Source organism: Arthrobacter sp. zg-Y820 (assembly GCF_030142155.1).
GTDB lineage: Bacteria > Actinomycetota > Actinomycetes > Actinomycetales > Micrococcaceae > Arthrobacter_B.
On sequence record NZ_CP126247.1, the window covers coordinates 1,357,869 to 1,383,866 of the forward strand.

Annotated in this window: 24 protein-coding genes and 1 tRNA gene; 18 read left to right on the forward strand and 7 right to left on the reverse strand. The window is 67.2% G+C overall.

What is annotated here, in order from left to right; all coding sequences use genetic code 11:
- Positions 1–85 precede the first annotated feature (85 nt).
- From QNO08_RS06040 to QNO08_RS06085, 10 genes are all read left to right on the forward strand, one after another.
- Entirely contained in the window at positions 86–1,465 is a 1,380-nt protein-coding gene (locus tag QNO08_RS06040) for a cation:dicarboxylate symporter family transporter (protein WP_229967086.1), read from the forward strand.
- A 345-nt stretch (positions 1,466–1,810) separates the two neighbouring features.
- Complete coding sequence (locus QNO08_RS06045) at positions 1,811–2,191, forward strand: VOC family protein (RefSeq protein WP_229967084.1); 381 nt, start codon at positions 1,811–1,813, stop codon at positions 2,189–2,191.
- A 1,018-nt stretch (positions 2,192–3,209) separates the two neighbouring features.
- The gene (locus QNO08_RS06050; RefSeq protein WP_229967083.1) at positions 3,210–4,109 is read left to right on the forward strand and encodes a ParA family protein; all 900 of its coding nucleotides are present in this window, start codon (positions 3,210–3,212) and stop codon (positions 4,107–4,109) included.
- A 5-nt stretch (positions 4,110–4,114) separates the two neighbouring features.
- Entirely contained in the window at positions 4,115–5,089 is a 975-nt protein-coding gene (locus QNO08_RS06055) for a segregation and condensation protein A (protein WP_442860532.1), read from the forward strand.
- Positions 5,067–5,702: an SMC-Scp complex subunit ScpB gene (gene scpB / locus QNO08_RS06060; protein WP_229967081.1), complete on the forward strand. Its 636-nt coding sequence runs from the start codon at positions 5,067–5,069 to the stop codon at positions 5,700–5,702. The genes QNO08_RS06055 and scpB overlap by 23 nt, the downstream gene beginning before the upstream one ends.
- A 23-nt stretch (positions 5,703–5,725) precedes the next feature.
- On the forward strand, positions 5,726–6,979 hold the full coding sequence (locus tag QNO08_RS06065; RefSeq protein WP_229967079.1) for a pseudouridine synthase: 1,254 nt from the start codon (positions 5,726–5,728) through the stop codon (positions 6,977–6,979).
- A gap of 3 nt (positions 6,980–6,982) precedes the next feature.
- A complete protein-coding gene (locus QNO08_RS06070) occupies positions 6,983–8,092 on the forward strand; it encodes a prephenate dehydrogenase (protein WP_229967077.1) in 1,110 nt (369 codons plus the stop codon).
- On the forward strand, positions 8,089–8,790 hold the full coding sequence (gene cmk / locus QNO08_RS06075) for a (d)CMP kinase (RefSeq protein WP_229967075.1): 702 nt from the start codon (positions 8,089–8,091) through the stop codon (positions 8,788–8,790). The genes QNO08_RS06070 and cmk overlap by 4 nt, the downstream gene beginning before the upstream one ends.
- 203 nt (positions 8,791–8,993) lie before the next feature.
- The gene (gene der, locus QNO08_RS06080) at positions 8,994–10,550 is read left to right on the forward strand and encodes a ribosome biogenesis GTPase Der (RefSeq protein WP_229967065.1); all 1,557 of its coding nucleotides are present in this window, start codon (positions 8,994–8,996) and stop codon (positions 10,548–10,550) included.
- 116 nt (positions 10,551–10,666) lie between these two features.
- Positions 10,667–10,740 (forward strand) — tRNA-Pro (locus QNO08_RS06085).
- A gap of 63 nt (positions 10,741–10,803) precedes the next feature.
- Here QNO08_RS06085 and QNO08_RS06090 read toward each other — a convergent pair.
- Complete coding sequence (locus QNO08_RS06090) at positions 10,804–11,445, reverse strand: hypothetical protein (protein ID WP_229967063.1); 642 nt, start codon at positions 11,443–11,445, stop codon at positions 10,804–10,806.
- Positions 11,446–11,500: 55 nt separating this feature from the next.
- A complete protein-coding gene (locus QNO08_RS06095; RefSeq protein ID WP_229967062.1) occupies positions 11,501–12,085 on the reverse strand; it encodes a small multidrug efflux protein in 585 nt (194 codons plus the stop codon).
- Positions 12,086–12,323: 238 nt separating this feature from the next.
- Between QNO08_RS06095 and QNO08_RS06100 the strand changes: the two genes are divergently transcribed.
- Positions 12,324–15,080 carry an ATP-binding protein gene (locus QNO08_RS06100; protein ID WP_284155649.1) on the forward strand — a complete coding sequence of 919 codons (2,757 nt, stop codon included), beginning with the start codon at positions 12,324–12,326 and terminating at the stop codon, positions 15,078–15,080.
- Between the two features lie 42 nt (positions 15,081–15,122).
- Here the strand turns inward: QNO08_RS06100 and QNO08_RS06105 are convergent, their stop codons facing one another.
- From QNO08_RS06105 to QNO08_RS06115, 3 genes are read right to left on the reverse strand one after another with little or no spacing between them, the layout of a single operon-like run.
- Positions 15,123–15,386, reverse strand: a complete 264-nt coding sequence (locus QNO08_RS06105; protein WP_229967056.1) for a hypothetical protein — start codon at positions 15,384–15,386, stop codon at positions 15,123–15,125.
- A gap of 22 nt (positions 15,387–15,408) precedes the next feature.
- Positions 15,409–15,987, reverse strand: a complete 579-nt coding sequence (locus tag QNO08_RS06110) for a GNAT family N-acetyltransferase (protein WP_231712906.1) — start codon at positions 15,985–15,987, stop codon at positions 15,409–15,411.
- Positions 15,987–16,598: an acyl-CoA-like ligand-binding transcription factor gene (locus QNO08_RS06115; protein WP_229967052.1), complete on the reverse strand. Its 612-nt coding sequence runs from the start codon at positions 16,596–16,598 to the stop codon at positions 15,987–15,989. Before QNO08_RS06115 ends, QNO08_RS06110 begins: the two co-directional genes overlap by 1 nt.
- Before the next feature lie 111 nt (positions 16,599–16,709).
- Here QNO08_RS06115 and QNO08_RS06120 point away from each other — a divergent pair, with 111 nt between their 5' ends.
- The 7 genes from QNO08_RS06120 (at position 16,710) to QNO08_RS06150 (ending at position 24,268) form a co-directional block, all read left to right on the forward strand.
- On the forward strand, positions 16,710–18,329 hold the full coding sequence (locus QNO08_RS06120; RefSeq protein WP_229967050.1) for an FAD-binding protein: 1,620 nt from the start codon (positions 16,710–16,712) through the stop codon (positions 18,327–18,329).
- 18 nt (positions 18,330–18,347) lie between these two features.
- Positions 18,348–19,463 carry a PQQ-dependent sugar dehydrogenase gene (locus tag QNO08_RS06125; protein ID WP_284155650.1) on the forward strand — a complete coding sequence of 372 codons (1,116 nt, stop codon included), beginning with the start codon at positions 18,348–18,350 and terminating at the stop codon, positions 19,461–19,463.
- Positions 19,464–19,633: 170 nt separating this feature from the next.
- Entirely contained in the window at positions 19,634–20,371 is a 738-nt protein-coding gene (locus QNO08_RS06130) for a hypothetical protein (RefSeq protein ID WP_229967046.1), read from the forward strand.
- Positions 20,372–20,414: 43 nt separating this feature from the next.
- Complete coding sequence (locus tag QNO08_RS06135) at positions 20,415–21,104, forward strand: dihydrofolate reductase family protein (protein ID WP_229967044.1); 690 nt, start codon at positions 20,415–20,417, stop codon at positions 21,102–21,104.
- Positions 21,105–21,288: 184 nt separating this feature from the next.
- Positions 21,289–22,377 carry a FecCD family ABC transporter permease gene (locus QNO08_RS06140; protein WP_229967042.1) on the forward strand — a complete coding sequence of 363 codons (1,089 nt, stop codon included), beginning with the start codon at positions 21,289–21,291 and terminating at the stop codon, positions 22,375–22,377.
- 32 nt (positions 22,378–22,409) lie between these two features.
- A complete protein-coding gene (locus tag QNO08_RS06145; RefSeq protein WP_229967040.1) occupies positions 22,410–23,414 on the forward strand; it encodes an ABC transporter substrate-binding protein in 1,005 nt (334 codons plus the stop codon).
- Positions 23,411–24,268 (forward strand): ABC transporter ATP-binding protein, encoded by an 858-nt coding sequence (locus QNO08_RS06150; RefSeq protein ID WP_229967038.1) that lies wholly within the window; start codon positions 23,411–23,413, stop codon positions 24,266–24,268. The genes QNO08_RS06145 and QNO08_RS06150 overlap by 4 nt, the downstream gene beginning before the upstream one ends.
- Positions 24,269–24,291: 23 nt before the next feature.
- Here QNO08_RS06150 and QNO08_RS06155 read toward each other — a convergent pair whose 3' ends face one another.
- Positions 24,292–25,461 carry an oxidoreductase gene (locus QNO08_RS06155; protein WP_229967037.1) on the reverse strand — a complete coding sequence of 390 codons (1,170 nt, stop codon included), beginning with the start codon at positions 25,459–25,461 and terminating at the stop codon, positions 24,292–24,294.
- Positions 25,458–25,964 carry a nuclear transport factor 2 family protein gene (locus tag QNO08_RS06160; protein WP_229967035.1) on the reverse strand — a complete coding sequence of 169 codons (507 nt, stop codon included), beginning with the start codon at positions 25,962–25,964 and terminating at the stop codon, positions 25,458–25,460. The genes QNO08_RS06155 and QNO08_RS06160 overlap by 4 nt, the downstream gene beginning before the upstream one ends.
- Positions 25,965–25,998 lie beyond the last annotated feature (34 nt).

Genomic DNA, 25,998 nt, shown 5'->3' on the forward strand with positions numbered 1-25,998 from the left:
TCCCGTACGGCTCCGCGCATAGCGAGAACCGCAGTCTCGGTGCCGCCCAGGGAGAGATCAGCAACCAAGCCTAGGAGCAGCACACATGGCATCTGCCACTATTCCCAAAGGCGTCGACTCACCGAAGAGTCCGCGCAAGAAGGACAGAACACACTTTTTGTACATCGCAGTAATTCTCGCGGTGGTGCTCGGCGCCACCCTGGGCCTGGTAGTGCCTGACTTCGCCAAGGAGCTGAAGCCGGTCGGCACCGCCTTCATCGGCCTCATCAAGATGATGATCGCCCCCGTCATCTTCTGCACAATTGTCCTCGGCATCGGCTCGATCGCCAAAGCAGCCACAGTGGGCAAGGTCGGCGGTCTGGCCCTGGGCTACTTCATCGTCATGTCCACCTTCGCGCTGGCCATCGGCCTGGTCGTCGGCAACCTGATTGACCCGGGCGAGGGCCTGAACATTGCGGGCAGCGCCGCCGACGCCCCGAAGGTCGCCGAAGACGCCGAAGGCATGGCCGGCTTCCTCCTGAGCATCATCCCCACCACCCTGCTGGCCTCGCTGACCGGCGAGAGCATCCTGCAGACCCTCTTCGTGGCGCTGCTGGTCGGGTTCGCCCTGCAGAAGATGGGCTCCACCGGAGCTCCCATCCTCACCCTGATCGGACAGATCCAGAAGCTGGTTTTCCGCATTCTGGGCATGATCATGTGGCTGGCGCCCATCGGCGCCTTCGGTGCGATCGCCGCCGTCGTCGGCGAAACCGGCATCGAAGCGATCAAGAGCATGGCAGTGCTGATGATCGCCTTCTACGTCACCTGCGCACTGTTCATCGCCATCGTCCTCGGCGGCGTGCTCAAGCTCTGCACCGGCGTGAATATCTTCAAGCTCATGCGCTACCTCGGCCGTGAATACCTGCTGATCTTCTCCACCTCATCCTCCGAGGTTGCACTGCCCCGCCTGATCGCCAAGATGGAACACCTTGGCATCTCCAAGCCGGTGGTGGGCGTGACCGTACCCACCGGTTACTCCTTCAACCTGGATGGCACTGCCATCTACCTCACGATGGCCTCACTGTTCGTGGCCTCGGCCATGAACATGCCGCTGGAAATCGGCGAGCAGATCTCCCTGCTGGTCTTTATGATCATTGCCTCCAAGGGTGCTGCCGGCGTCACCGGCGCCGGCTTGGCAACACTGGCCGGCGGACTGCAGTCGCACCGTCCGGACCTGGTGGAGGGCGTCGGCCTGATCGTCGGCATCGACCGCTTCATGTCCGAAGCCCGCGCGCTGACCAACTTCACCGGCAACGCCGTCGCCACCGTCCTGATCGGCACCTGGACCAAGGAAATCAACAAGGAACAGGTCAACGCCGTGCTGAACCGCGAACGCCCGTTCGACGAGTCCACCATGGATGACGGCCACGCCGAGCCCGCTGCTCCCGCAGCCGAGCCGGAACTGACAACTGCGGCCACCCGCTAGGGTTCCCGTGCAGTAACACCCGTGCCGGGACCGGAGCTGAAGCTCCGGTCCCGTGCCGCAGGGCGCTCCCGCAGTATTTGGGGGGGGGCGCCCTGCGGCGTTTCGGTGCCGTTTGCGGGTGGGCGGAATGAGTTGCCGAGAAGTCTGTCGAGGGCTCCGCGCGGCGCTCATAATTGCAGTATCACCCTGTGCAGCCCCTTCCACGGGTTTCACAGGTACCCGCCGAAGAGCCCGGGACTTGGGGGATGCACGGCGGATTGCGCGGCGGAAAAAGTGGACATCCGGCCTTGAGGACCACGCCCGGGGGAGGCGCAACCCCGGGACTGCAACTTAGGAGTGATCAAATTGCTGAAGGACCTCAACACTATGGCCGTCCTCCCTGCGGCGGATATGACCAGGGCCAGTAATTTCTACCGGAACGTGCTTCAACTGGATCCGCCGGACAGCATGGACGAGGAAAACCTCCTTTTCCACTGCGGGGACGGAACAACCTTCCTGCTCTACAAGACCGACAATGCTGGCAGCGCCAAGAACACTGCGATGGGGTGGGAAACCAGTGACATCGAGGGCGATATGGCCAACCTGCGGAGCCGCGGCGTCGAATTCGAGGACTACGACTTCCCTGGACTGACGACGGAAAACGGCCTTGTGGTCATGCCCGTGGGAAAGGCTGCCTGGTTCACCGACACCGAGGGCAATATTCTCAACCTCTTCCAGCGCGGATAGCGTCAGCCTGGAGGCAAGGCTCGGGCCGGCAAGGCGTGGCCCCGGCCGGAAATCCCTCCGGTTTGGTAGATCCCTCCGGTTTGGGATAAATCGACCGGTTCGGTGAATCCCTGCCACCGCGGATCGGCAGGGATCAACCAAAGTGGCAGGGATCTACCGAACCGGCAGGGATTTCCCAAAGTGGCAGCAGAAATTAGCTGCCCCGAAAGACATGGCGGCTTTCGGGGCCGCGAAGTCACCATGCCTGCCCGTTCGGCGCACGAGTCCCTCGCCAAGTCACCAAATGTGCACCCTGGGAGCTACTTTTCGCCCATCGAACCATCTAGGGCGCACGGGTTCCCACTGTTTGTGCACTTATGAGGCTGGTGTGACCACAGGGGCAACACCAATGCTCAAAGAGTGGGAACCAGTGCGGAAGGGAATCCCGACCATCAGTTGTGGCTATCGCTCAGTCCCTAACCCCAGGCATCCGGCCCTAGAGCTCCTTGCCCGCCGGCTGAATCCCTCCGGCCGACTAAAACCCTCCGGTTTGGTATAAATCGACCGGTTTGGAAGATCCCTGCCACTGCGGATCGGCAGGGATCTTCCAAAGTGGCAGCAAACCGGAACGCGACGAGACCCCGATCGGAGCCAGTGACAGGGACGGGTTCAGAAGCTGGATTCGCAGGTCTGGCGAAAACGAAGCCCGGGTCCATGCGGATCAGGGAAAGCTTCGGGTCCATGCGGATTCGGGAAACTCCGGGAAAGTTCCGGGAAAGCTCGGGGAACCGGCTCGAGGAACCGGCGCGGGCAGCCAGCTTGGACGGCCCCCGCGAGCCGTCCGGGGGAGGACATGCTGCGAACGGCGCACCCCGTCTGCACCCGTCTCCACCCCGCCTGCACCCAAGGTTCGACCTCTAGCTGAGAGTCAAGGCTCGCGGCGCTCCGCGGCGCCGATTCGCCGTATAGGTGTTGCACGGTTGTAATCTTGACAAGGACAGCCCGCATGAAAGCTAGAGACGGAAGCGTGGATTATTACGTGAGCAGCGATCAGAGTTCAACAACTCTGCAGGACGCAACACAGGACGCAGTCGATTCCGTTATGGGACCGACCGGACGCCCGCTGACGGAATTCCCCGAAGCTCCGGTACTCAGCTCCCACGGTCCGGCCCGGATCATCGCCATGGTCAACCAGAAGGGCGGCGTGGGTAAGACCACGTCCACCATCAACCTCGGTGCCGCACTGGCCGAAGCCGGCCGCAAGGTTCTCCTTGTGGACTTCGATCCGCAGGGCGCGCTTTCCGCCGGACTGGGCACCAATCCGCACGAACTGGACCTCACGGTCTACAACGTGCTGATGGACCGCAAGGTGGATATCCGCGAGGCGATCCACCAAACGGGCATCGAGAACATCGACCTGCTTCCCGCCAACATCGACCTCTCCGCCGCCGAAGTGCAGCTGGTCAACGAGGTTGCCCGCGAGCAGGTCCTGGAACGCGCTCTCCGCAAGGTCGCCGACGACTACGACGTCATCCTCATCGACTGCCAGCCCTCCCTGGGCCTGCTGACGGTCAACGCCCTCACCGCGGCGCACGGCGTCATCATCCCGCTGATCTGCGAGTTCTTCGCCCTGCGTGCCGTTGCCCTGCTGGTGGAAACCATCGAGAAGGTCCAGGATCGGCTGAATCCGGGGCTGCAGATCGACGGTGTCCTCGCCACCATGTACGACGCGCGTACCCTGCACAGCCGCGAAGTCATCTCCCGCCTGGTGGAAGCGTTTGGCGACAAGGTCTTCGAAACAGTCATCAAGCGGACCATCAAGTTTGCAGACGCCACCGTGGCCGCCGAGCCGATCACCACCTACGCGGGCAACCATCCCGGCGCTGATTCCTACCGCCGCCTCGCCAAGGAACTGATCTCCCGCGGCGGCGCCCCCTAACGCTCGTGGAACCCAGTTCCGCCCCGGCCGGCACCGCAGCATCACCGGCGGGGCCGGCAGATCCGACAGTCCCGGCCGGCACAGCACCCGGCACAGCACCCGGCACAGCACCCGACCAGGAATCCGCCCCGGCTGTCCGCGGCGGATTCCGGGTCCGGCTGCAGAACTTCACCGGACCGTTCGATGTCCTGCTGGGGCTGATTTCCAAGCACGAGCTGGACATCACCGAAATTGCCCTGGCTGCCGTCACCGACGATTTCATCGGCTACATTCGGGACCTCAACGCTGACGGTCAGTCCTGGGCCCTGGATGAGGCCAGCGAATTCCTGGTGATTGCTGCCACACTCCTGGACCTGAAGGCGGCCCGGTTATTGCCGGCCGGAGACATTGACGACGCCGAAGATGTCGCCTTGCTCGAAGCGCGCGACCTGCTGTTCGCCCGGCTCCTGCAATACCGGGCATTCAAGCAGATCGCGGCCATCCTGGATGCCCGGCTGGTCGATGAAGCCGAGCGCTTCCCCCGGCAGGTTGCCCTCGAGCCGCACTTCGCCGCCATGCTTCCGGACCTCATCTGGCGCACCGGCCCGGAGGACTTCGCTGCCCTGGCAACCAAGGCGCTCACTCCGCGGGAACCGCCGCCCACCACCGTGGGGCTGGCCCACCTGCACGCCCCCAAAGTGAGCGTGCGGGAACAGGCAGACATCGTGGCACATCGGCTGATGGCCGCGGGATCGCTCACCTTTACGGCATTGGTGGACGACGCCGCCAGCTCGGTTGCGGTGGCCCGTTTCCTGGCGCTCCTGGAATTGTTCCGGGACGGTGCCGTGTCCTTCGACCAGCCCGATCCGCTGGGCGAGCTGCTCATCGCCTGGGCAGCGGCACCCGGCGCCTGGCCGGTGAAACCCGGAAGGAATCCCGGGCACGAGCCGGCCGACATTCCCGAGTCCTTGGAGGAGCATGCAGCAGAACCCAGCAGGTGAGGCCGAAGCGCCTCATTCCGCACCCGAAGAGCTCAGGGCCGCGGTCGAAGCGGTGCTGATGGTGGTCGACGAGCCGGTCACGGCAGCGGAGCTCGCCGTCGTCCTGGATGTCCCCGCCGCCGCCGTCCAGGACACCCTGACGGAATTGCGGCGTGAGTATGACGGTTATACTGGGGGAGGACCCGGTGGCACAGTACGTGGTTTTACTTCAAAGCGAGGTTTTGAACTGCGGGATGTGGCCGGCGGCTGGCGGATCTACTCCCGCGCCGAGTTTGCACCCGCGGTCTCGAAGTTCGTCCTGGGCAGCCAGAGTTCACGTTTGACTCAGGCAGCCCTGGAAACCCTGGCAGTGATTGCCTACCGGCAACCTGTATCCAGGGCGCGGGTATCAGCCATCCGGGGCGTCAACGTTGACTCCGTTGCCCGGACCCTGGTCCAGCGCGGACTCATCGACGAAGCCGGTGTGGAAGCCGAGACAGGCTCAATGATGTACCGGACCACGCCGTACTTCTTGGAACGGCTCGGACTGGGCGACCTCAATGAACTTCCGCGGCTCGCACCGCACCTGCCCGGGCTGGAAAACCTGGCTGAATTTGAAGACACTACTTACTAACCGCTACACCCGAAGGACTTTTGATGACACAGGCACCCCGCTCCGGATCCGGATCAGGCCGCAACAACCCGCGCAGCGGGGGAGCAGCCGGCGGCAAGTCCTTCGGCAAGGGCTCCAAGCCTGCCGGCTCCCGCACCGGTGCTCCCCGCGCCGGCGGCCGCTCCGGCGGACCCCGCGACTCCGAAATGAGCGCCGGTGAGTTCCGCGCCAACGGCTACCGTGCCCGCGAAGAAACTCCGGAAAACCGTCCCGCGAAGTTCCGCTCCGCTGCCTCGAAGGCCTTTGACGGCAAGGGCTCCGGCGCCTCCAAGCCCGCCGGCTCCGGCCAGTTCAAGCCCGAGGGCTACAAGGCCGGCGCGCCCAAGTCCGCCAAGCCGTACGGCACCAAGGGCGGCGGTTCCTCCCGCACCGGCGGGCCCCAGGCCGGTCAGCGCAAGGCCGGAGACCGCGCGTTCCGCAACGAACGCTTCGGGCAGAACCTGGGAGCGGTCAAGAAGACCAACACCCGCCGCCCGGCCAAGCCCACCATCTCCGAGCACCACGACCCCGAGGGCATCCGCCTGCAGAAGGTCATGGCCCAGGCCGGCGTCGCCTCCCGCCGCGTCTGCGAAGACATGATCCGCGAAGGCCGCGTAGAGGTCGACGGCGAAGTCGTCACCGAGGTCGGCGTCCGCGTGGATCCGCAGAACGTCACCGTCCACGTCGACGGCATGCGCCTGCAGCTGGACGAGAACCTGAAGTACTACGTCTTCAACAAGCCCAACGGCGTGGTCTGCACCATGGACGACCCCGAGGGACGCCCGTGCATCAGCGACTTCCTGAAGAACACCAACAAGCACGAGCGCCTGTTCCATGTGGGACGCCTGGACACCAACACCGAGGGCCTGCTGCTGCTGACCAACGACGGCGAGCTGGCCAACCGCCTCACGCACCCGTCCTACGAGGTTCCCAAGACCTACCTGGTGCAGGTCCGCGGGCCGATGGCCCACGGCGTCGGCGCCCAGATGCGTGAAGGCCTGGACCTGGAGGACGGCTTCGCCAACGTTGACTCCTTCAAACTGGTGGACTCCACACCGGGTCACCTGCTCGTTGAGGTTGTCCTGCACTCGGGCCGCAACCGCATCGTGCGCCGCCTGTTCGACGCCGTCGGCCACCCGGTCGAGCGCCTGGTCCGCACCCAGGTGGGGCCGATCCGCGTGAACGACCAGCGCCAGGGCAGCATCCGCGTGCTGGGCCGCACGGAAGTTGGCCACCTGCTGGCCTCCGTAGGCCTCTAGGCAGTGGGCGCGGCACAGGGTTCCGCCACGCACCTGACCGGTCCCGTCCTGGTGATCGGCACCGGCCTGCTCGGCACCAGCATTGGGCTGGGGCTGCGCGCGCAGGATGTCGACGTCGCGTTGTCGGACATCTCGCCGTCGACGGCGGCGGTGGCCCGGGACATCGGTGCCGGCCGGCTGCTCGAAGCGGTGGAGGAGGGCTTCGCGCCTGAACTCGTTGTTGTTGCCGCGCCCCCGGATGTCACCGCCTCGCTGGTTCGGCAGTCCCTCAAGGACTGGCCAGACGCCGTCGTCGTGGACATTGCCAGCGTCAAGGGCGCGGTCCTCGCGGACCTGCGCGCCTCCGGCGCTGACCTGAGCCGCTACGTGGGCACCCATCCCATGGCGGGCCGGGAAAAGTCCGGGCCGGTTGCCGCGCTCGGCGAGCTGTTCACCTCCATGCCCTGGGTCATCTGCGCCAGCGTTGAAAGCTCGCCGCAGGCGGTCAAGTGCGCGGAGGCGCTGGCCATTGATCTCGGTGCGGTGGTTTCGCGCATGAGCGCCGAGGACCACGACCAGTCGGTGGCCCTCGTCTCGCATTTGCCGCAGATCATGTCCTCGCTGGTGGCCAGCCGGCTGCAGGAGACACCCGCGCAGGCGATGGCGCTGGCCGGCAACGGCCTGCGCGATGTCACGCGGATCGCGGCGAGCGATCCCAAGCTGTGGGTGCAGATCCTGACCGGGAACGCTCCCCGGCTGGTGGAAATCCTCTACGGCGTGCGCGATGACCTGAACCGGCTCATCTCCACCCTGGAGGACCCGGTGGCCGACGGCGCCCGGCTGGACATGGCCCAGCTGATTTCGGAAGGCAACACCGGGCAGGCCCGGATTCCGGGCAAGCACGGCGCGCCGCCGCAGTCTTTCGTCAGCTTCACCGTCCTGGTGGATGACACTCCGGGGCAGATCGCCCGGCTCCTCACGGAGATCGGCGAGATCGGCGTGAACCTGGAAGATCTTCGGCTGGAGCATTCCTCCGGCCAGCAGGTGGGGCGGGCGGAAATATCCGTGCTGCCCAGCCGCGTGCACAACTTGGTGCATGAATTAAGCGCCCGCGGGTGGAAGGTAGTGGAGTGAGCACAGAACGTAATCCGGCCCTGTTCCGGCTGGGAAAGCCCCTGGTGGTGGCCATCGACGGTCCCTCGGGATCGGGGAAATCCAGCATCAGCCGGGAAGCCGCGCGCCGGCTTCATGCGGCGTACCTCGACACCGGGGCCATGTACCGGGCGGTAACGCTCTACTGCATGGAGGCCGGCATCGATCTCACGGATGCCGTGGCTGTTGAAGCCGCCACCCGCAACGCCGACATTGACCTCAGCACCTCCCCGGATGCCGAGTGGGTCCGCGTCAGCGGCCGCGACGTGACGGACGCCATCCGCGAGCCGTCGGTGTCCTCCTCGGTGAGTGCAGTCGCGACCACGCTGGGCGCGCGCGCCGAGCTGGTCCGCCGCCAGCAGCAGCTGATCGCCGACTCCGGCCTGCGGATCGTGGCCGAGGGCCGGGACATCACCACCGTCGTCGCGCCCCACGCCGAAGTGCGCATCCTGCTCACCGCCTCCGAGGAAGCCCGGCTTCGCCGCCGCGGCGTACAGCTGGGCGGCACGCAGAGCGCCGCGGCGCTGAAGGAACAGGTGCTCACGCGCGACGCCAAGGATTCCACAGTGGTGAATTTCCAGCAGGCGGCCGACGGCGTGGTCACCATCGATTCCTCCGACCTGGACTTTGAAGAAACCGTCCAGGCCGTGCTGGACGTGGTGTACGCCAGCACACACTAAGCCCCCACGGGGGATACACGGGGGATAACCTCGCGGACGTGCACCGGAAGGGCCAAATGCCCTGCCGGTGCCGTACGTGTTTCAATGGACAGGTGGAACTGCGGTGTTAGCACCCGCGGAACCCCTCAAAACACTTACCGGGCTGAACTGTCCGGCGACGGCCTGCTTGCAGTGCTGCAGACCTCAACGGAAAGAAAGCAAAAATGACTAACTCCTCATATTCCGGCACCGCCGGCGACGAGACGGGCCAGGAAGAGTACATTCCGGCCGGAGAGGACCAGGTTAACGAACGCCTGGCCAACATGGACGACGCCGAAGCCGAGCTGCGCGCCTCAACGCTGCGCTCCGGTCTGGACGACTACGAACTCGACGAAGACGACGCTGCCCTGCTGGCCGGCGGCTTCGACGAATACGACGAAGACGCGCCGCTGCGCCAGGATCCCGTCGTCGCGATCGTGGGACGGCCGAACGTCGGCAAGTCCACCCTGGTGAACCGCATCCTGGGCCGCCGCGAAGCCGTCGTCGAGGACACCCCCGGTGTTACCCGTGACCGCGTGGCCTACCCGGCCACCTGGAACGGCGTGAACTTCACGCTTGTCGACACCGGCGGCTGGGAGCACGACGCCCGCGGCATCCATGCCCGCGTGGCCGGCCAGGCCGAAGTTGCCGTCGACGTCGCTGACGCCGTGCTGCTCGTGGTTGACGCCACGGTCGGCATCACCGCCACCGACGAAGCCGTGGTGCGGATGCTCCGCGGCAAGGGCAAGCCCGTTGTCGTCGTCGCCAACAAGGTCGATGACATCCAGAACGAGGCCGACGCCTCACAGCTCTGGGGCCTCGGCTTCGGCGAGCCGTACCCCGTTTCGGCCCTGCACGGCCGCGGCACCGCCGACATGCTCGACGCCATGATGGACGTGCTGCCCGAGTACTCCGCCTACGGCGGACTGGACAAGACCGGCGGCCCGCGCCGCATTGCCCTGATCGGCCGCCCGAACGTGGGCAAGTCCTCGCTGCTGAACAAGCTGGCCGGTACCGAGCGCGTGGTCGTTGACGACACCGCCGGCACCACCCGCGACCCGGTTGATGAGCTCATCGAGCTCGGCGGCCGCACCTGGCGCTTCGTGGATACCGCCGGTATCCGCCGCCGCCAGCACATGGCCCAGGGCGCCGATTTCTACGCCTCGCTGCGTACCCAGTCCGCCCTGGAAAAGGCCGAGGTCGCCGTCGTGCTCCTGGCCGTGGACGAAGTCCTCAGCGAGCAGGATGTCCGCATCCTGCAGCTCGCCATCGAGTCCGGCCGCGCCCTGGTGCTGGCCTTCAACAAGTGGGACCTGCTCGACGACGAACGCCGCCGCTACCTGCAGATCGAGATCGAGCGCGACCTGGCCCACGTTGAGTGGGCCCCGCACGTGAACATCTCGGCCATGACCGGCTGGCACAAGGACAAGCTCGTTCCCGCCCTGGACACCGCTCTGGAGAGCTGGGACAAGCGCATCCCCACCGGCAAGCTCAACGCCTTCCTGGGCGAGCTCGTCGCGGCCCATCCGCACCCGGTGCGCGGCGGCAAGCAGCCCCGCATCCTCTTCGGCACCCAGGCGTCCTCCCGCCCGCCGAAGTTCGTGCTCTTCACCACCGGCTTCCTGGACCCGGGCTACCGCCGGTTCATCACCCGCCGCCTGCGTGAGACGTTCGGCTTCGAAGGCACTCCCATCGAGGTCAACATGCGTGTCCGTGAAAAGCGCGGCAAGATGAGCCGCTAGTCCCCGTGGTGCCCCGGAGGCCGGTGTGGCCTCCGGGGCGTTCCCGATTCGGGAAAGCGGCAGCAATGATGTAGAGTATTCGAGTTGGTTCGGCCGGAAACAAACCGGTCGAGCAGCGGGTTGTGGCGCAGCTTGGTAGCGCACCTGACTGGGGGTCAGGGGGTCGCAGGTTCAAATCCTGTCAACCCGACAAATAGCCCGGCGGAACGAAAGTTCTGCCGGGCTTTTGTCGTTTAAAGTGCCGTAAAGCAACCTAGTCATCGCCTCCGAAAAAGCCGCCGTCAAGGATGCGGTTATATCGCAGACGGAGTGCCCGCTCCGTGCTCGCTGCGAGCGTTGCCAGGACAAGCCCGATGTTCGCTGTAGCCGGAAGGGTGAAGGGGCTGTAAAACGTGCCCACGTTCTCCGCGATGGGTGGGAACAGCGTGATCTGTTCGACGGCCTGGGGCACGCCCAGCACGAGTGCGAACAAAAGGACGATCACCGACGCGGCGCCCACACCACGGCTCAGCGCCGGGTTGGTTTGCTGCAGGCGGGCACGCCGGCCTTCGGCCGAGGCGGGATCAGGTACCAGCTGCTGTTCCGAGCCGTCATGCCTTACGTAGTGGCTGCGTTTGAGTCCGAAGCCGCTGACCTCAACCTCGATGGTTCCGCCCGGCACCGGGAATGATGCAGGGAGCGAAGATTGGGCTCTATTGATGCCGTTGCGGTAGAGCCGCACATATGCCTCCCCATCCTCATCACCGCCGTGCCGAACATCAACGGACCAGGTCTGCAGCTCCCCGTCTTCGCCGGAGAGGTGCAGGTGCAGCAGGGAACGGGTGAACAGCTGCCACCAGCGAAAGCGCGGCAGCGTATGGCCGTCTCCTGGCTTCAGTGTCTTATGCGGTGCCATGGTGTTCCTTTCAGAGGGCAGCCCGGACCCCGGGGAGGTCCGGGCTGCCACTGGTTTAGACCCCGACGACGAAGGTAAGGGCCGCCCAGAATGACACGGTGGCGACGGTCGTCCAAAGGACGATCGCCACCCCCTGCCAGAGCAGTACCCAGCCTCGGGAGGTTCCGCCGGCGACGAGAATCGCGGAGGTGAACTGGGTCGGGATCGCGAGCGGACCCAGGATGCTCGCGCCGGGGACGCCGAAGCGGACGAGCCACTTCATGAAGCGCTGCCGGCCCTTGGACTCGGGCTTGGCCGGAGCCGTCTCCTCGAGCACAGTGGCACCGCCGGCACCCGGGGAGGCCGGGACGCGCGCAGCGCCCAGAGGCATCTCGACTCGGCCCCTGTTGCGGTTCGTGACGGCCGTGCGGGCCCGCGACGTGAAGAGCACCACAAGGACCACGCTCAGGAAATTGCCGACGGCGGCGGCGATTCCGGCAACGATAGGGTTGAGGCCGCCGAGTAGGCCGATCACGGAGGCCCCCTCGGTCTCGATGAACGGAACGGCCCCGGCCAGCATCACGATGAAGGGCCGGACGATCTCGGGGACCTGAGCCGCAAGCTCCTGGAAGTTGATGACTAGTTCCTGAATAGGGTTCATGATTTGGGACCTCTTTCTGGTGCGGGTGGTGGATTAGTGCGATTTTGAACCTGCCCCAACAGAAACCGTGTCTTCAGATTCCCACCGGCGGAGGTGCCTTCGCGTCGGTGGAAGTCGCTGCGTTTCCGCCGGCTTCTGCCTACCGGCTTGGGTCTGATCGACTTCGTTTGCGTGGGTGGGAATTGCCTAATGCGGGTGGGAATGGCCTAATAGGTGCCGACAAGCTGTGCGGCATGCTGTGAAGGGAGCGGCACTGGTGGAGTTCCTGGGTCGGCGCGCCGAGCGCGCAGCAGTCGATAACCTCCTCTCCCGGGCACGGGCCGGGCTAAGCGGGGCAATCGTGGTGCGCGGGGAAGCGGGTATCGGTAAAACGGTGCTGCTGGAGCACGTCAGCGGCGCGGCGGAGAGCTCGGGGTTCCGGGTGGTGTCCTCGGTCGGGGTGGAGTCCGAGACGCAGTTCGCTTTTGCCGGCCTGCATCAGTTGTGTGCACCTCTCCTGGACCACGTTGGTGCCCTGCCCGAGCCGCAGCGGACCGCTCTGGGCGTGGCGTTCGGGCAGCAAAGCGGTACGGTTCCGGACCGGTTCCTGATAGGGCTGGCCAGCCTCAATCTGTTGGCCGAGGTCGCCGAGGAAGGGCCCCTGCTGTGCCTGGTCGACGATGCCCAGTGGCTGGACGAGGCCTCCGCCCAGGTCCTCACGTTCGTGGCGCGGCGGGTGGCGGCCGAGCGGATGGCGCTGGTGTTCGCGCTGCGGGACCCCACCGACCGCGACATGGGCATGTTCGACGGTATACCTGTCGTCTGCCTGGGCCGGCTCGACGAGACCGACGCGCGGGCATTGCTGGTCGCGGCCGTCCACGCACCACTGGACAGCGGGGTGCGCGACCGTGTCATCGCCGAGGCCTGTGGCAACCCTCTGGCGCTAATGGAGTTGGCCCGAAGCGCGCCGGCGGCATGGCTGGCCGGCGGGTTCGAGCTGCCCGAGCTGCCGGGCACCACGCACCGGATCGAGGACACCTTTCGGCGCCGCTCAGAGAGCCTGCCAGCGCCGACGCAAGCGTTACTGCTGGTCGCCGCGGTCGATCCGACCGGCGAGGTGGCGCTGCTGCGCCGTGCGGCCGCGCACTTGGGGATCGACCTCGAAGCGGCCGGGTTCGCGGAAGCCGCCGGACTTCTGGCGATCGATACCCAGGTGCGGTTTCGTCATCCCCTGGTGCGTTCGGCGATTTATCGGGCGGCCACCCCGCTGGAGCGTCGCCGTGCGCACGGCGCGCTGGCTGCCGCCACGGATTCGGACGCAGACCCTGAGCGGCGCGCCTGGCACCGCGCGCAGGCGGTGCTGGGCATGGATGAGGATGCCGCCGCTGAGCTGGTGCGCTCGGCCGGCCGGGCGCGGGCCCGCGGCGGGCTGGCCGCTTCAGCGGCGTTCATGGAGCAGGCGGCCAAGCTGACCCCTGATCCTGCCGTCCGTGCGGGCCGGGCGCTGGAGGCTGCGCATGCCAAGCAGGAGGCTGGTGCGTCCGAGGCTGCCTTGGAACTGCTGAGGGTCGCCGGGGCCGGTCCGCTCGATGCCTTACAGCAGGCACGCCTTGAACTGCTGCGCGCCCGGATCGCGTTTCATCTCGTGAGGGACGGCGACGGGCCTGGACTGTTGCTGGACGCCGCCCGGAGCCTCGCCCCGCTGGATCCGGCGCTGTCCCGCGAGACCTACCTGCACGCGCTCGAAGCGGCGATTGTCACCGGCAACTTCAGCCGCGGCCGTACCATCCCGGAGGTTACCGAGGCCGCCCGGACGGCGCCAGCCCCGACATGGCCGCAGAGGCCGGTGGATCTGCTGCTTGATGGGCTGGTGGCGACGTTCACGCAGGGTTATACGGCCGGCGTGCCGGGACGGCGGAGGGCGTTGGAGGCCTTCGTTCACGAGCCGGATGCTGACGCGGTGGACGGCACCAACGGCTGCCGATGGGGGTGGCTCGCCAGCCGAACTGCGATGTCGGTGTTCGACGACGAGTCACTTCACTCGCTGGCAATCCGTAATGTCAGATTGACCCGGGAAGTCGGCGCCCTGGCCACACTCCCGGCCGCGCTTCTCGGCCAGTCCATCATGCTGGTGCTCTCCGGTGAGCTCGCCCGGGCTGCCGAGCAGAACGCATTCGCGACAGCGACCGGGGCTGTGCCTTTGCTCCACGCGCAGCTCGCCCTCTCTGCCTGGCGCGGCCGTCCAACCGAGACCGCCGAGGTCCACGCGGCCATTGTCCGGAAGGCCGGACCTGCGCACGACACCGAGGGATCCTTGGCGCAGTACGCCATGGCCGTGCTGCACAACGGTTTGGGTGATTACCCTGCGGCTTATGCCGCGGCGAAACGGGCCTTCGAATCCGAAGCGTGGAGGTTCAACAACCTCGCCCATTCTGAATTTATTGAAGCGGCCTGCCGTTCCGGCCGGCCGGAGAGTGCGGCCGAAGCGCTGGAGCAGCTCACCTCCCGGGCCCTCGCCAGCGGCACCCCGTGGGGGCTCGGTCTGGCGGCGCGTTCACAAGCACTGAGCAGCACCGGGCCGGCCGCCGAAGAGCAGTACCGCGAGGCGATCGAGCAGCTCGCCCGCTGCCGGATGGCCTCCCATCTGGCCCGCACCCACCTCGTCTACGGCGAGTGGCTTCGCCGTGAGGGTCGTCGGCAGGACGCCCGCGAACAGCTCCGCACCGCGCACGGGCTGCTGTTGGACATGGGCGCGGAGGCGTTCGCCGCCCGCGCGGCCCGCGAACTGCGCGCCACCGGCGAGCACCCGCGCAAGCGGACCGCTCAGCCGGCCGATGCGCTCACTGCCCAGGAGGTGCACATCGCGCGTCTGGTGGCCACCGGCGCAACCTCCCGCGAAGTGGCTACAGAGCTCTTTCTCAGCCCCCGCACGATTGACGCCCATCTGCGCAGCATCTTCCGCAAGGTCGGTATTACCTCCCGCCGGCAACTCCGGGAGCTGCCCCTTCCCCGATGACCCGTGGCTCTTTGCAGCACAAGGGATCCAGTGGGCTGCCGCTTAGTCGATCCGGCGCCGCGATCGAGGACGGGGATCCTCGTCTGCCGGTTCACTGTCCCCGTGGCGGGCGGCGTAGCGTTCTCCGATGGGACCCGCCGAGATGCCGTGCGCGAGCACGCTGAGCAGCACGGTGAAGGTGACGGCTGAAATTGCGGTGCCGACCACCTCCGACCCGCCGAGCTCCTGAATTGCCAGGAGCGCGAAGACGATCGAGGCGAGGCCGCGAGGCCCGAACCATCCGCCCGTGGAATTGGTGGCCCCCACGCCCGCGACTGGTCCGGGCGAATCAGCTCAGCATCAGCCGCATCAGCCAGCGCGTCCTGCCGCCGGATTTCGACGTCGTCTCCAGCACGCGCTCGAAACCTGCCGCTTCAAACAGTCCGGTCGTGCCCGTGTAGGCGAGGGCGGCGCTGATCCGGCTGCCGCCGGGGTCGATGGGATAGCCCTCCAGTGCCGGAGCGCCGCGGGACCGGGCGTACTCGATGGCGCCGTCGAGCAGATGACGTGAGATGCCCCGGCGGCGGAACGGGGGCCGGACAACGAAGCACACCACACTCCACACCGGGATCTCGTCCACGGTCGGAATGGTCCGTGAGCGCGTCAGCCTGTGGTGGCTGGCGCGAGGGCTGACCGAGCACCAGCCCGCCGGCTCACCGTCGTCGTAGGCAATGACTCCGGGCGGTGTGCCCTCCTCCGCGCAGCGGCGAAGCCGGGCCGGACGTTCCGGACCGGTCAGGGCGTGGAACTCCGCGCTGGGAATCCGGTAGCTCAGGCACCAGCACGCGTCGGATTCCGGACTTCCCGGTGACAGGATGGCTGAAACGTGTTCGAACCGGTCGGCCGTGGCCGGATGCACCTCAATCATCACCGCTCCCGGGACCCTGGCGGGAGTGCGGTCACGGCGTCGAAGCCCCGAAGTGCCCGGGCGACAACGTCACGGGGACTGTCGGCGGCGTCGTGCAGCGCCCACCAGGCCAGGGCCTCGGAGACCGTCGTCTGCACAGCCGCCCCCATCACCCGGGGCGTGAGGCTGCCGGCCGGCGAGCCCAGCCTGGCGCCAATGAATTCGGAAATTTCCTCCCTCCACAGCTCGTAGGTCTCCGTGCGGGCGGCCCGCAGCTCGGGCGTCGTGGCGATCAGCCGGAGGCGGGCCCGATCGACCGGGATTTCCTCCTCGTTCTGGTCAAAGACAGCCACAACGACGGCGGTGATCGCCTCGATGAGGGGCAGCTGGCGGTCGGCGTGACGCAGTCCCCGGCCGAGGGCCTCCAGCGAAGTCTCGATGCCGCCCCAGACGATGTCCGCCTTCGCCGGGAAATAGCGGTGCAGCGTCCGCACGCTGACTCCCAGCTCGTTGGCGATGCGGCTCATGGAGGACTGCTGGTATCCCAGGCGCAGGATGACTCCGAACGCCTTGGCGCGCAGATCCGCGGTGTCGGCCAGCGGGGGCCGGCCCCGCCGCGGTGGATCTTCCATCGGATGCACGCTACCTGTTCCTCTCCGCCGCTCTTTAAGGCATACTCTGTCACAATCTTGTTCCCGGTGGCAGCCAGAGCGCTGAACCGCACATCTCAATGAGGAGAAGCAGTGAACGCAGCAGGCAGCAACACTGACCGGTTCGACGTCGTCGTGGTGGGATTCGGCGGTGCCGGCGCAGCGGCGGCGATCGAGGCCGCTGACAACGGGGCGCGGGTCCTGGTTCTGGACCGTGCCTACGGCGGCGGCGCGAGTGCGCTGTCCGGCGGTGTGGTGTACGCCGGCGGCGGCACGGCACAGCAGCGCGAAGCCGGCTACGACGACGACCCGGAGAACCTGTACGCCTACCTCAGGCAGGAGGCACGCGACGCCGTCGACGAGTCCACCCTGCGCCGGTTCTGCGAACAGAGCCCGGGGATGATCACCTGGCTCGAAAAGCAGGGCGCATCCTTCGCGGGAAGCGTTCCTTCCTACAAAACGTCCTACCCCACCGACCGGCACTACCTGTACTACTCCGGCAACGAAAAGGCCTACCCGTACAACGAGTCCGCCCGGCCGGCACCGCGCGGCCACCGAACGGTCGCGAAGGGACTGGCCTCCGGCAAAGTGCTGTGGACAAAACTTGCCGAGTCAGCGGTGCGCAAGGGGGTCACTTTCATTCCGCTGGCCCAGGTGACCGATCTGATCATCGAGGACGGCGCCGTCGTCGGCTTGAAGTACCGCGTGCTGGACGAGTCCCATCCGAACGCTGCGGAGCATCGCAAGCTGACCAAGCGCTCCGGGAAGATCGGCAACTTTGCCCCCGACCTGGTCAAGAAGACGGTGACAAAAATAGAGCGGCTGTGGGACGGCGGGGCGGAGGCGCGGGAGGTGCGGGCCCCGGCCGTCATCCTGGCCGCCGGAGGGTTCATTTACAACAAGGAGTGGGTGGCGAAGTATGCTCCGCAGTTCACGAAAATCTCGCCGCTGGGCACGCCCGCCGACGACGGCGCCGGCATCACCCTCGGTGTGACCGCCGGGGGAGACGTGGCACGGATGGGCAACGTCACCGCGTGGCGGTTCCTGTCACCGCCCAGTGCCTTTATCGAGGGCATCACCGTGGGCCTGGACGGACAGCGGATCCAGAACGAGGACCTGTACGGCGCAACGCACGGGGATGTGATGATGCGGAACTTCGGCGGCAAGGGCTGGGCGGTGTACGACGCCGTGAGCTGGGACAAAGCGCGGCGCCAGTTCTGGTCGCAGACCCAGATCTTCCAGAAGCTGCAGGTGATCTACCTGTTTGCGCTCGGGCACAAAACGGCCAGGACCGTCAGCGCGCTCGCGGCGAAGATCGGCGTGGACCCGGACGGGCTGCAGAAAAGCGTCGATGTGTACAACGCCGGCATAGCCTCCGGCCAGGGCGACCCCGCGCACAAGGCCCCGGAGCTCTGCCAGCCGATCCTGAAGCCGCCCTTCCGCGCCTTCAACATCTCGGACGACTCCTCACCCTTCCTGCCCATCCCGGGCCTGACGCTCGGCGGCCTTCTTGTCGACGGAGCATCAGGGCTTGTAAAACGGGAGGACGGGACACCGATTCACGGCCTGTATGCCGCCGGACGCAACGCGGTGGGCGTGTGCTCGAACAGCTACATCAGCGGTCTTTCGCTGGCCGATTGCTTCTTCAGCGGCCGGCGGGCAGGCGCCCACGCAGCTCTGCAGGCAACCAAACCGGGAGCATCAGCGGCCTAGGAGACGGAGGTCCGGCACATGGGCCCCAGAAGGAAACGGCGACGCCGGATGGCGGGCTTGGCGGCCGCGGCCCTCGCCTTCACGGCGCTGCCCGGCTGCACCGCCGAACCTGACGGCCCCGGGGAGCGGACCTCCGCGTCCGCTTCGCCGGGGTCGTCCCTCGGTGCCGCGGAACTCGGCGAACCCGAGGTCCTCGCTGCCGGCCTCGACGCACCCTGGTCGATCGCCTTCCATGAGGGAGTTCCGCTGCTCAGCGAACGCGACTCCGGCCGGATCCTGGAACTCGACCATGCGGGAGCCGCCCGCGAGGTGGCGGTGATCGATGATGCCGCCGGGCGGGGAGAAGGCGGGCTCCTTGGCATAACCGTGCGGGACGGGTTTCTCTACGCCTACTTCACCGCGGGCGGCGAGAACCGCATTGAGCGCCGCGAGCTGACCGGCGGATCCGGCTCGCTGGCCCTGGGCCCCGCCGAGACCGTTTTGGAGGGCATTCCGTCCGGCCCCATCCACAACGGCGGCCGGATAGCGTTCGGGCCCGACGGCATGCTGTACGCCGCCACCGGAGACGCCGGCGGACGCGGCAGCGCACAGGACCTTGACGCGCTTTCGGGCAAGATTCTGCGAATGACCCCGGACGGCGATGCTCCGGAAGACAACCCGTTCCCCGGGTCCCTTGTCTACAGTTATGGACACCGCAACCCGCAGGGCATCGCCTGGGACAGCGCCGGCACCCTCTACGCCAGTGAGTTCGGGCAGAACACCTGGGATGAATTGAACGTGATTCGGCCCGGCGGGAACTACGGCTGGCCCGAGGTCGAAGGGATGGCCGGCGAGGATGGATTCACCGACCCGTTGCAGCAGTGGGAGCCGGGGGAGGCCAGCCCCAGCGGCATAGCGGTTGCGGGCGGGGCAATCTTCATCACGAATCTCCGCGGGGAACGGCTGCGGGAGGTGCCCCTGGATGACCTCGGCAGCTCAGCCGAACACCTGGCCGGCGAGTACGGGCGGCTCCGGGACGCCGTCACCGCCCCCGACGGCAGGCTCTGGATTCTCACCAACAACACCGACGGCCGCGGCACCCCGGGGGCCGGGGACGACCGCCTCCTGGTTCTCAGCGTCAAACAGGGCGGCTGAGCCCGGGGGGAGGCACCCCGCGGAACGCCGTCGTGCCGGCAAAGAAGTTCTTCCGCCGCCCACCCGGCGCCCGTACGCTCGACTCCGGATCCTGCGTGCCGTACTGTCCCGGTCCAAGCAATGGAACGGAGCGCGGCCGGCATTCCCGGTGCGCGCGGTGGGAGGGCACCATGAACGGTGACGTGGGAGCATCCGGAAAACCGCTGAGGGGCGTCGCCCGCAAGGTATCGCTGATTGAGCCATCCTCCGCCGGGTTCGTGATTCTGGCGGTCTCCACCGGGGCCTGGAAAATTCCCCTGCCGAGGCGGGGTGCGGAACGCAAGCGGGCGCTGGCGAGGCTGTCCGGCCGGGCCGAGACTCTGCGGGGAGCGCCTGAGGTCCGTTCAGCGACGGTGTTCGCGGGGCTCGTGCGTCCGCCGGGCCAACCGCGGGAGGGGCAGGGCGCCGCTGCGGCGTACGACGTCGTCCTCCTGGTGGAAACCGACTCGCCGGCCCGCGCCCGGGAGATCGCCGACGGCATCACCGCGGAGAACCCCGCGGCTTCGAACTCGGTCCGGCTGGTCATCGCCGGTTCCAACGTCCGCAGGATGGGCCCGGTCGATCCCCGGTCCGGGGGCGTGTTCCTCTTCAACTTCTTTACCGGTCCCAGTGCGCACGCGACGCTCGACGCCTGGCAGTACACGGCTGGCTGGTTCGAACAGGAGACCGGCCTGGACAACTCGACGGTCATCCTTCCCGACGAGGCAAGCCACTCTCCGTTCCCCATCATCAATCACTGCCGCTGGGACACCCTGCGGCAGGTGCTGCCTGTGCTGATGTTCAAACGCTCCTTTCGGTACTTCGTGCTGGCGACCTTCAGCGCGGCCGGTGTAATGCCGCACCCGATTCTCTACCGGGTGCACTCCTGAAGCAGGAAACGCTGGGACTGCCGCGCCCCGGAAAGGAAGCATCATGAACCAAATGCTGCGGATCGACGGATTTTCGATGTCACTCGACGGGTACGGTGCCGGCCCGGACCAGAGCCTGGCCAATCCCCTTGGCGTCGGGGCGGAACCGCTCCACGACTGGATATTCGCCACGCGCACGTTCGCTGACCGTTTCGGAATGGACGGCCGCGGCGAAGGCATTGACGATGGCTTTGTCCGCGCTCAGTTCACTGACATCGGCGCCTCCATTATGGGCAGGAACATGTTCGGACCGGTGCGCGGGCCGTGGGCCGGTGAGGAGACCTGGAACGGGTGGTGGGGAGAGGACCCTCCCTACCACCACCCCGTGTTCGTGCTGACGAACCACCCGCGGGAGCCAGTGGAAATGGACGGCGGCACCACGTTCCACTTTGTCACCGGCGGAATTGAGGAGGCCCGGCAGCGGGCGCTGGCCGCAGCAGAGGGCAAGGACGTATGGATTGGCGGGGGAATCAGCACGATCCGCCAGTACCTGCGGGCAGGGCTTATCGACAGGATCCACCTCGCCGTCATTCCGACCCTGCTCGGCAGCGGTGAACGGCTGCTGGACGACATTGCCGGCCCGGACGGCAGCATCCCGTACTACGAGCCCACCGGGATGACGGCCGGCGAGAACGCCGTGCACATCCAGCTGGCCAGGGCGGAACCGGAACACGGTCAGCAACCATCCGCTTGATGCCCCGGGGGACCGCTGAGAGATCCGGACGGCGGTTCGCACATCAGTTGCCTCCGCACGGGCAGCTGAATCCCGTCGACCGCCGGTCGCGTGTGGGGTGCATCACGATATGTCGCGGCGCAGGCGGATCCACGGCGTAGTTGCGTAGGCTCGGAGGTCAAGGTGGTCGTCATGAGGGGTGAGTGTGTCCAAAGTTATCCGCACGGCACCGTTGCTTGGCCCCGATCCACTGCGGCGGGGGAAACGCCGGCGGAACAACACGGTGCTCATCGCGGCCCTGGCCGCCGCGCTCCTGGTCAGCATGGTCCTCGGCGTGGCGATCGGCCCGGTATGGATTGAACCGCGCGACGTGCTGCGGGTGGTGTGGAGCCACCTGACCGGTGCGGGTGCGCCCGGGGCAGGCTCCGTTGCCGATGTCATCGTCTGGGATGTGCGCCTGCCCCGCGTGCTCATGGGCGTGGCAGTGGGCGCCGGGCTGGCCGTCTGCGGCGCGGCCCTGCAGGCCATGGTCCGCAACATGCTCGCCGACCCCTATCTGCTCGGCATCAATTCAGGTGCTTCCGCCGGCGCCGCGGCAACCATCCTGTTCGGTTTCGGAGCCGGTCTGGGGCAGCATGCCCTGGCCGGCAGCGCCTTCATCGGTGCGCTCGCAGCGTCACTGCTGGTCTTTGTTGTGGCGCGCGCCGCCGGCCGGATTACTTCGGTCCGCCTGCTGCTGGCCGGAGTCGCGGCCGGATACGCACTGTCCGCCCTCACCAGCTTCCTGATCTTTACCTCCGGCTCGGCCGAGGGCGCCCGCTCGGTAATGTTTTGGCTGCTCGGTTCCCTCGCCCTGTCACAGTGGGGGACACCGCTGGCCGCCCTGGGGGCCGTCGTTGCGTTCACGACTGCAATCCTGGTCCTGTGGGCGCGCCGGCTGGATGCCCTGGCCATCGGCGACGAAACAGCGTTGGCTCTGGGCGTGCGGCCGACACGGTTCCGAACCCAGCTGCTCGTCCTCGTATCCCTGTGTACGGGCTTCATCGTGGCAGCTGCCGGCAGCATCGGATTCGTCGGCCTCGTCATTCCCCATCTGGCCCGCCGCCTTGTGGGGGCCGCTCATGCCTGGTCCATACCGGCCGCCGCCCTGCTGGGCTCGGTCTTCCTCCTTTGGGCCGATCTGCTCTCGCGCATGCTGCTGCAACCGCGCGAGCTGCCCGTCGGCATCGTGACCGCAATGCTTGGGGCTCCGTTCCTGCTCTGGCTCGTTCGCCGAATGCGTCCCGCTGCATGACCCAGCAACCCACCAGCACCAGAAGAGGCACCATGTCCCGTTCCCTCAGCACCCGCGCCGGTACCCTCGTCACGGCGGTCGTAGTGACGATCGGCCTGTCCGGCTGCGCCGCGGAGGACCAAGAGGGAAACGTGCCTGCCGCCGCTGCCGGCGGAAATTACCCGGTCACTGTCGAGAACTGCGGCACGGAAGTCGTCTTCGAGCAGCGGCCGGAACGGGGAGTGCTGCTGAGGTCCGCCGCGGTGCCGTACCTGCACGAGCTTGGAGTGCTCGACGACGTCATCACTGCGCGCGCCGGCGCCTACCCCCGCGGCTACTACGACGACAAGACATGGGCTGAGCTGGAGCAGATCCCGATGCTCAGCGACGAATTGGATGCCTCCGGACATCTGCAGATTTCCAAGGAAGCCGTCCTGGCACAGCGGCCGCAGATCGTCCTGGGGGAGGCAGCGAACGTCAGCCGGGACTCCCTGGCGGCTGCCGGCATCCCGCTGATGGAGGAACCCGGACTGTGCCCCGTGCCGCCGGCAGACCCGTCCTTTGACGGCATCTTTGAGCAGATGCGCACCTACGGCAGCATCTTCGACGTCCCGGAGGAAGCCGAGGCCGCCGTGACGCGCCTGGAAACGCAGCTGTCCGAGGTGCTGGCGGACGTCGATCCGAACGAGAAACGCACCGCGGCCGTCCTGTATCCGACGATCGGCGGGGGCGTTCCGTACGCCTATGGAACGTCGTCCATGGCCCACCCGCAGCTCGAGGCGGCCGGATTCACCGACGTCTTTGCCGACGTCGAGGAACGCGTCTTCGAAGTGACCGCCGAGGAACTGGTCGGCCGCAATCCGGACGTCCTGGTTCTGCTCTATTCCGACGGGGATCCGGTGAAGGTGAAGGAGTCGGTCACCGGACTGAACGGAGCCGGCGCGATCGGCGCCGTCCGAGAGGACCAGATCCTCGTGCAGCCCTTCAATTTCACCGAGCCGTCGAGTCCGTTGGTGATTGACGGCCTTGCCCGCATTGTGGAGCGGTTTCAGCGGTGATTTCCGCCAGCGGGGTGGGCTTCGCATTCGGCGACCGCGCAGTGCTGGAGGCTGTCGATTTTGACGCTCCGCACGGGCAGGTCCTTGGTCTCGTCGGGCCCAACGGGTCCGGCAAGACCACGCTGCTGCGCACCCTGTACTCCTCGCTCGCGGGCAATAACGGAACGGTGCTGATTGACGGGGAGGAACTTACGTCGCTGTCGGCGCGCGAAATCGCCCGGCGGGTCGCCGTCGTCGTGCAGGAGGTTTCGGCTGACCTGCCCCTGCTGGTGTCGGACATGGTGCTGCTCGGCCGGACCCCGCACCGCTCCGGGTTCGGTCGCAGGGGCCCCGCCGACGAGCAGATAGCGGCCTCGGCTCTGACCCAGGTGGGTGCGCTCCAGCTGGCCGGTGAGGCGTTCGACAGCCTGTCGGGCGGTGAGCGCCAGCGGGTGCTCATCGCCCGTGCCCTGGCCCAGGAGACGACGCATCTTCTGCTGGATGAACCGACCAACCACCTGGATGTGCGTTACCAGCACGAGGTGCTCGACCTGGTCCGGTCCCTGGCCGTGCGGGAGGAGCGGACCGTCATCGTTGTCCTGCATGATCTGAACCTTGCGGCACGTTACTGCGACCGGATCCTGCTGCTGGAAGCGGGCCGGGTGGCAGCCGCGGGCACGCCGGATGAGGTCCTGGCGCCGGAGCACCTGGAACCGGTCTACGGCGTCTCCGTCCGCCGGCTTGAACTCGAAGACGGCTTCCAGCTGGTCTTCCGGCCCCTCAAATCGTTGACCCCGGCTCCAGGCTCAACGCCGGTTCCGACGCCGGTTCCGACGCCGGTTCGGGTGCCCGGGCCGCGGGCCAGGAGCACCTGACTGCGAACCGCTTGCGGCCGGCGCTACAGCAGTGACGATTCGTGTTTCGCATAGTCGTACTGGGGCAGCGGCCGCCCGTCGCGCAGGGTCTGCACGATGTCGGCGTCGGCCAGGTGCAGCCGCCCGATCGCGATGAGGTCGAACTCATCGGCGCCCAGACGCTGCGTGAGCTCCGCGCGGTTGTCCAGAATGGGGTTTCCGCTGCTGCGCCGGTCCTTGAGCGCCGACCCGATGCCGACGCTGCCCACTGCCATCGTGCGCGCGCCGGTGAGCTGCTTGGCCCAGCCGGCCAGGCTCAGGTCGCTTCCCTCGAAGGCCGGGGCCTGGAAGCGGCGTGCGCTGGCATCGAGGACGTCGACACCGGCTGCCACGAGCGGACGCAGCAGCGCGCCGAGCTCTTCCGGGGTGTCGGCCAGGCGTGCGCCGAAGTCCTGCTGCTTGTGCTGCGAAAAACGGAAGAAGATGGGCAGCTCCTCGCCGATCTCTTCGCGGATGGCGCGGACCACTGCGGCGGGGAAAGCGGCGCGGCGTTCGGGGTCGCCGCCCCACTCGTCATCGCGGCGGTTCGTATCGGCCCACAGGAACGCGTCCAGGAGATAGCCGTGACCGCCGTGCAGCGCGATCCCGTCAAACCCGGCGTCGACGGCGCTGCGTGCGGCGACGCGGAACGCGGCGATGACGCTCTCAATGTCGGCAGTGGTCATGGCACGGGTGACCGGTTCCGAGGCGCGCACGTACTCGGCGGAGTAGTTGGTGATTCCGGGGGTGCCCCAGAGGCCGGAGGGCCGCATCGGGGTGACTCCCGCGCTTCCGCCCATCGCACCCCACAGCGGGCCGACGTGCCAAAGCTGCGGGATGATGCGTCCGCCTGCCTCGTGCACGCCGTCCACCACGGAGCGCCAGCCGTCCAGCGCGCTGGAAGCGAACATGTTGGGCACCGATGCGTGGTCGACCGACGCTGAATGGTCGATGGCGACACCCTCGGTGATGATCAGTCCGGTGCCGCCCTCGGCGCGGCGGCGGTAATACCGAGCCACGTCCTCGCCCGGCACGCCGCCGGGAGAATACGTGCGGGTCATCGGAGACATGACGATCCGGTTGCGCAGGTGAAGGGAGCGGACGGTGAGTTCGCGGAACAGCGGGTCGGCCGCGGCGCTCAACTCGGTCTCTGCAGAGTCGTATTCGGTGGTCACTGGGCTGCGCTCCCTGCGTTGGCGAGCATTTCGCGGGAGGCGGTCCGGCCGTCCAGCAGCGAGTTGGTGCGCGTGGTGACCTTCCAGCCGGCTTCGGTTCGCGCCAGCTCCCAGCGGTTCGCGGAGAGGCGGTCCACGTAGTATCCGGGCTCCGCGCCGTCGCGGTGCCGCACGAGCATGGAGTATCCGGTGGCGACGGCGGTGTCAGCCTCGATCCGGATGTCCGGGATGCCCATGAAATGGCTCGACCCGCCCGTAATAATCGCCTGGTGGGAGGGTCCGTGGACCATCCTGCGGAAATCGTCGGCGCCGGTGAGTGTCGCGTCGCCGTCGCCGAGGCTGTAGGTGTAGCTGCCGTCCTGCGTCCACAGCCCGGCCACCTCGTCCGCGCTGCCGGAGTCGACGGCGGGGCCGTAGGCGGCAAGCACCCCGAGGATCTCCCTGTGGTCTTCAAGATGCTGGATACGATCCCGCAGTGCGGCGATCTCGGTCAGTGGACTCATGAGTGTTTCCCCTTCGAATGCCCTTTAGCGTATC

Coding starts and splice junctions, on each gene's coding strand:
- QNO08_RS06040 (WP_229967086.1), top strand. CDS start 86: ATGGCATCTGCCACTATTCCCAAAGGCGTCGACTCACCGAAGAGTCCG.
- scpB (WP_229967081.1), top strand. CDS start 5,067: ATGCAGCAGAACCCAGCAGGTGAGGCCGAAGCGCCTCATTCCGCACCC.
- QNO08_RS06065 (WP_229967079.1), top strand. CDS start 5,726: ATGACACAGGCACCCCGCTCCGGATCCGGATCAGGCCGCAACAACCCG.
- der (WP_229967065.1), top strand. CDS start 8,994: ATGACTAACTCCTCATATTCCGGCACCGCCGGCGACGAGACGGGCCAG.
- QNO08_RS06090 (WP_229967063.1), bottom strand. CDS start 11,445: ATGGCACCGCATAAGACACTGAAGCCAGGAGACGGCCATACGCTGCCG.
- QNO08_RS06095 (WP_229967062.1), bottom strand. CDS start 12,085: ATGAACCCTATTCAGGAACTAGTCATCAACTTCCAGGAGCTTGCGGCT.
- QNO08_RS06110 (WP_231712906.1), bottom strand. CDS start 15,987: ATGATTGAGGTGCATCCGGCCACGGCCGACCGGTTCGAACACGTTTCA.
- QNO08_RS06115 (WP_229967052.1), bottom strand. CDS start 16,598: ATGGAAGATCCACCGCGGCGGGGCCGGCCCCCGCTGGCCGACACCGCG.
- QNO08_RS06125 (WP_284155650.1), top strand. CDS start 18,348: ATGGGCCCCAGAAGGAAACGGCGACGCCGGATGGCGGGCTTGGCGGCC.
- QNO08_RS06130 (WP_229967046.1), top strand. CDS start 19,634: ATGAACGGTGACGTGGGAGCATCCGGAAAACCGCTGAGGGGCGTCGCC.
- QNO08_RS06135 (WP_229967044.1), top strand. CDS start 20,415: ATGAACCAAATGCTGCGGATCGACGGATTTTCGATGTCACTCGACGGG.
- QNO08_RS06145 (WP_229967040.1), top strand. CDS start 22,410: ATGTCCCGTTCCCTCAGCACCCGCGCCGGTACCCTCGTCACGGCGGTC.
- QNO08_RS06160 (WP_229967035.1), bottom strand. CDS start 25,964: ATGAGTCCACTGACCGAGATCGCCGCACTGCGGGATCGTATCCAGCAT.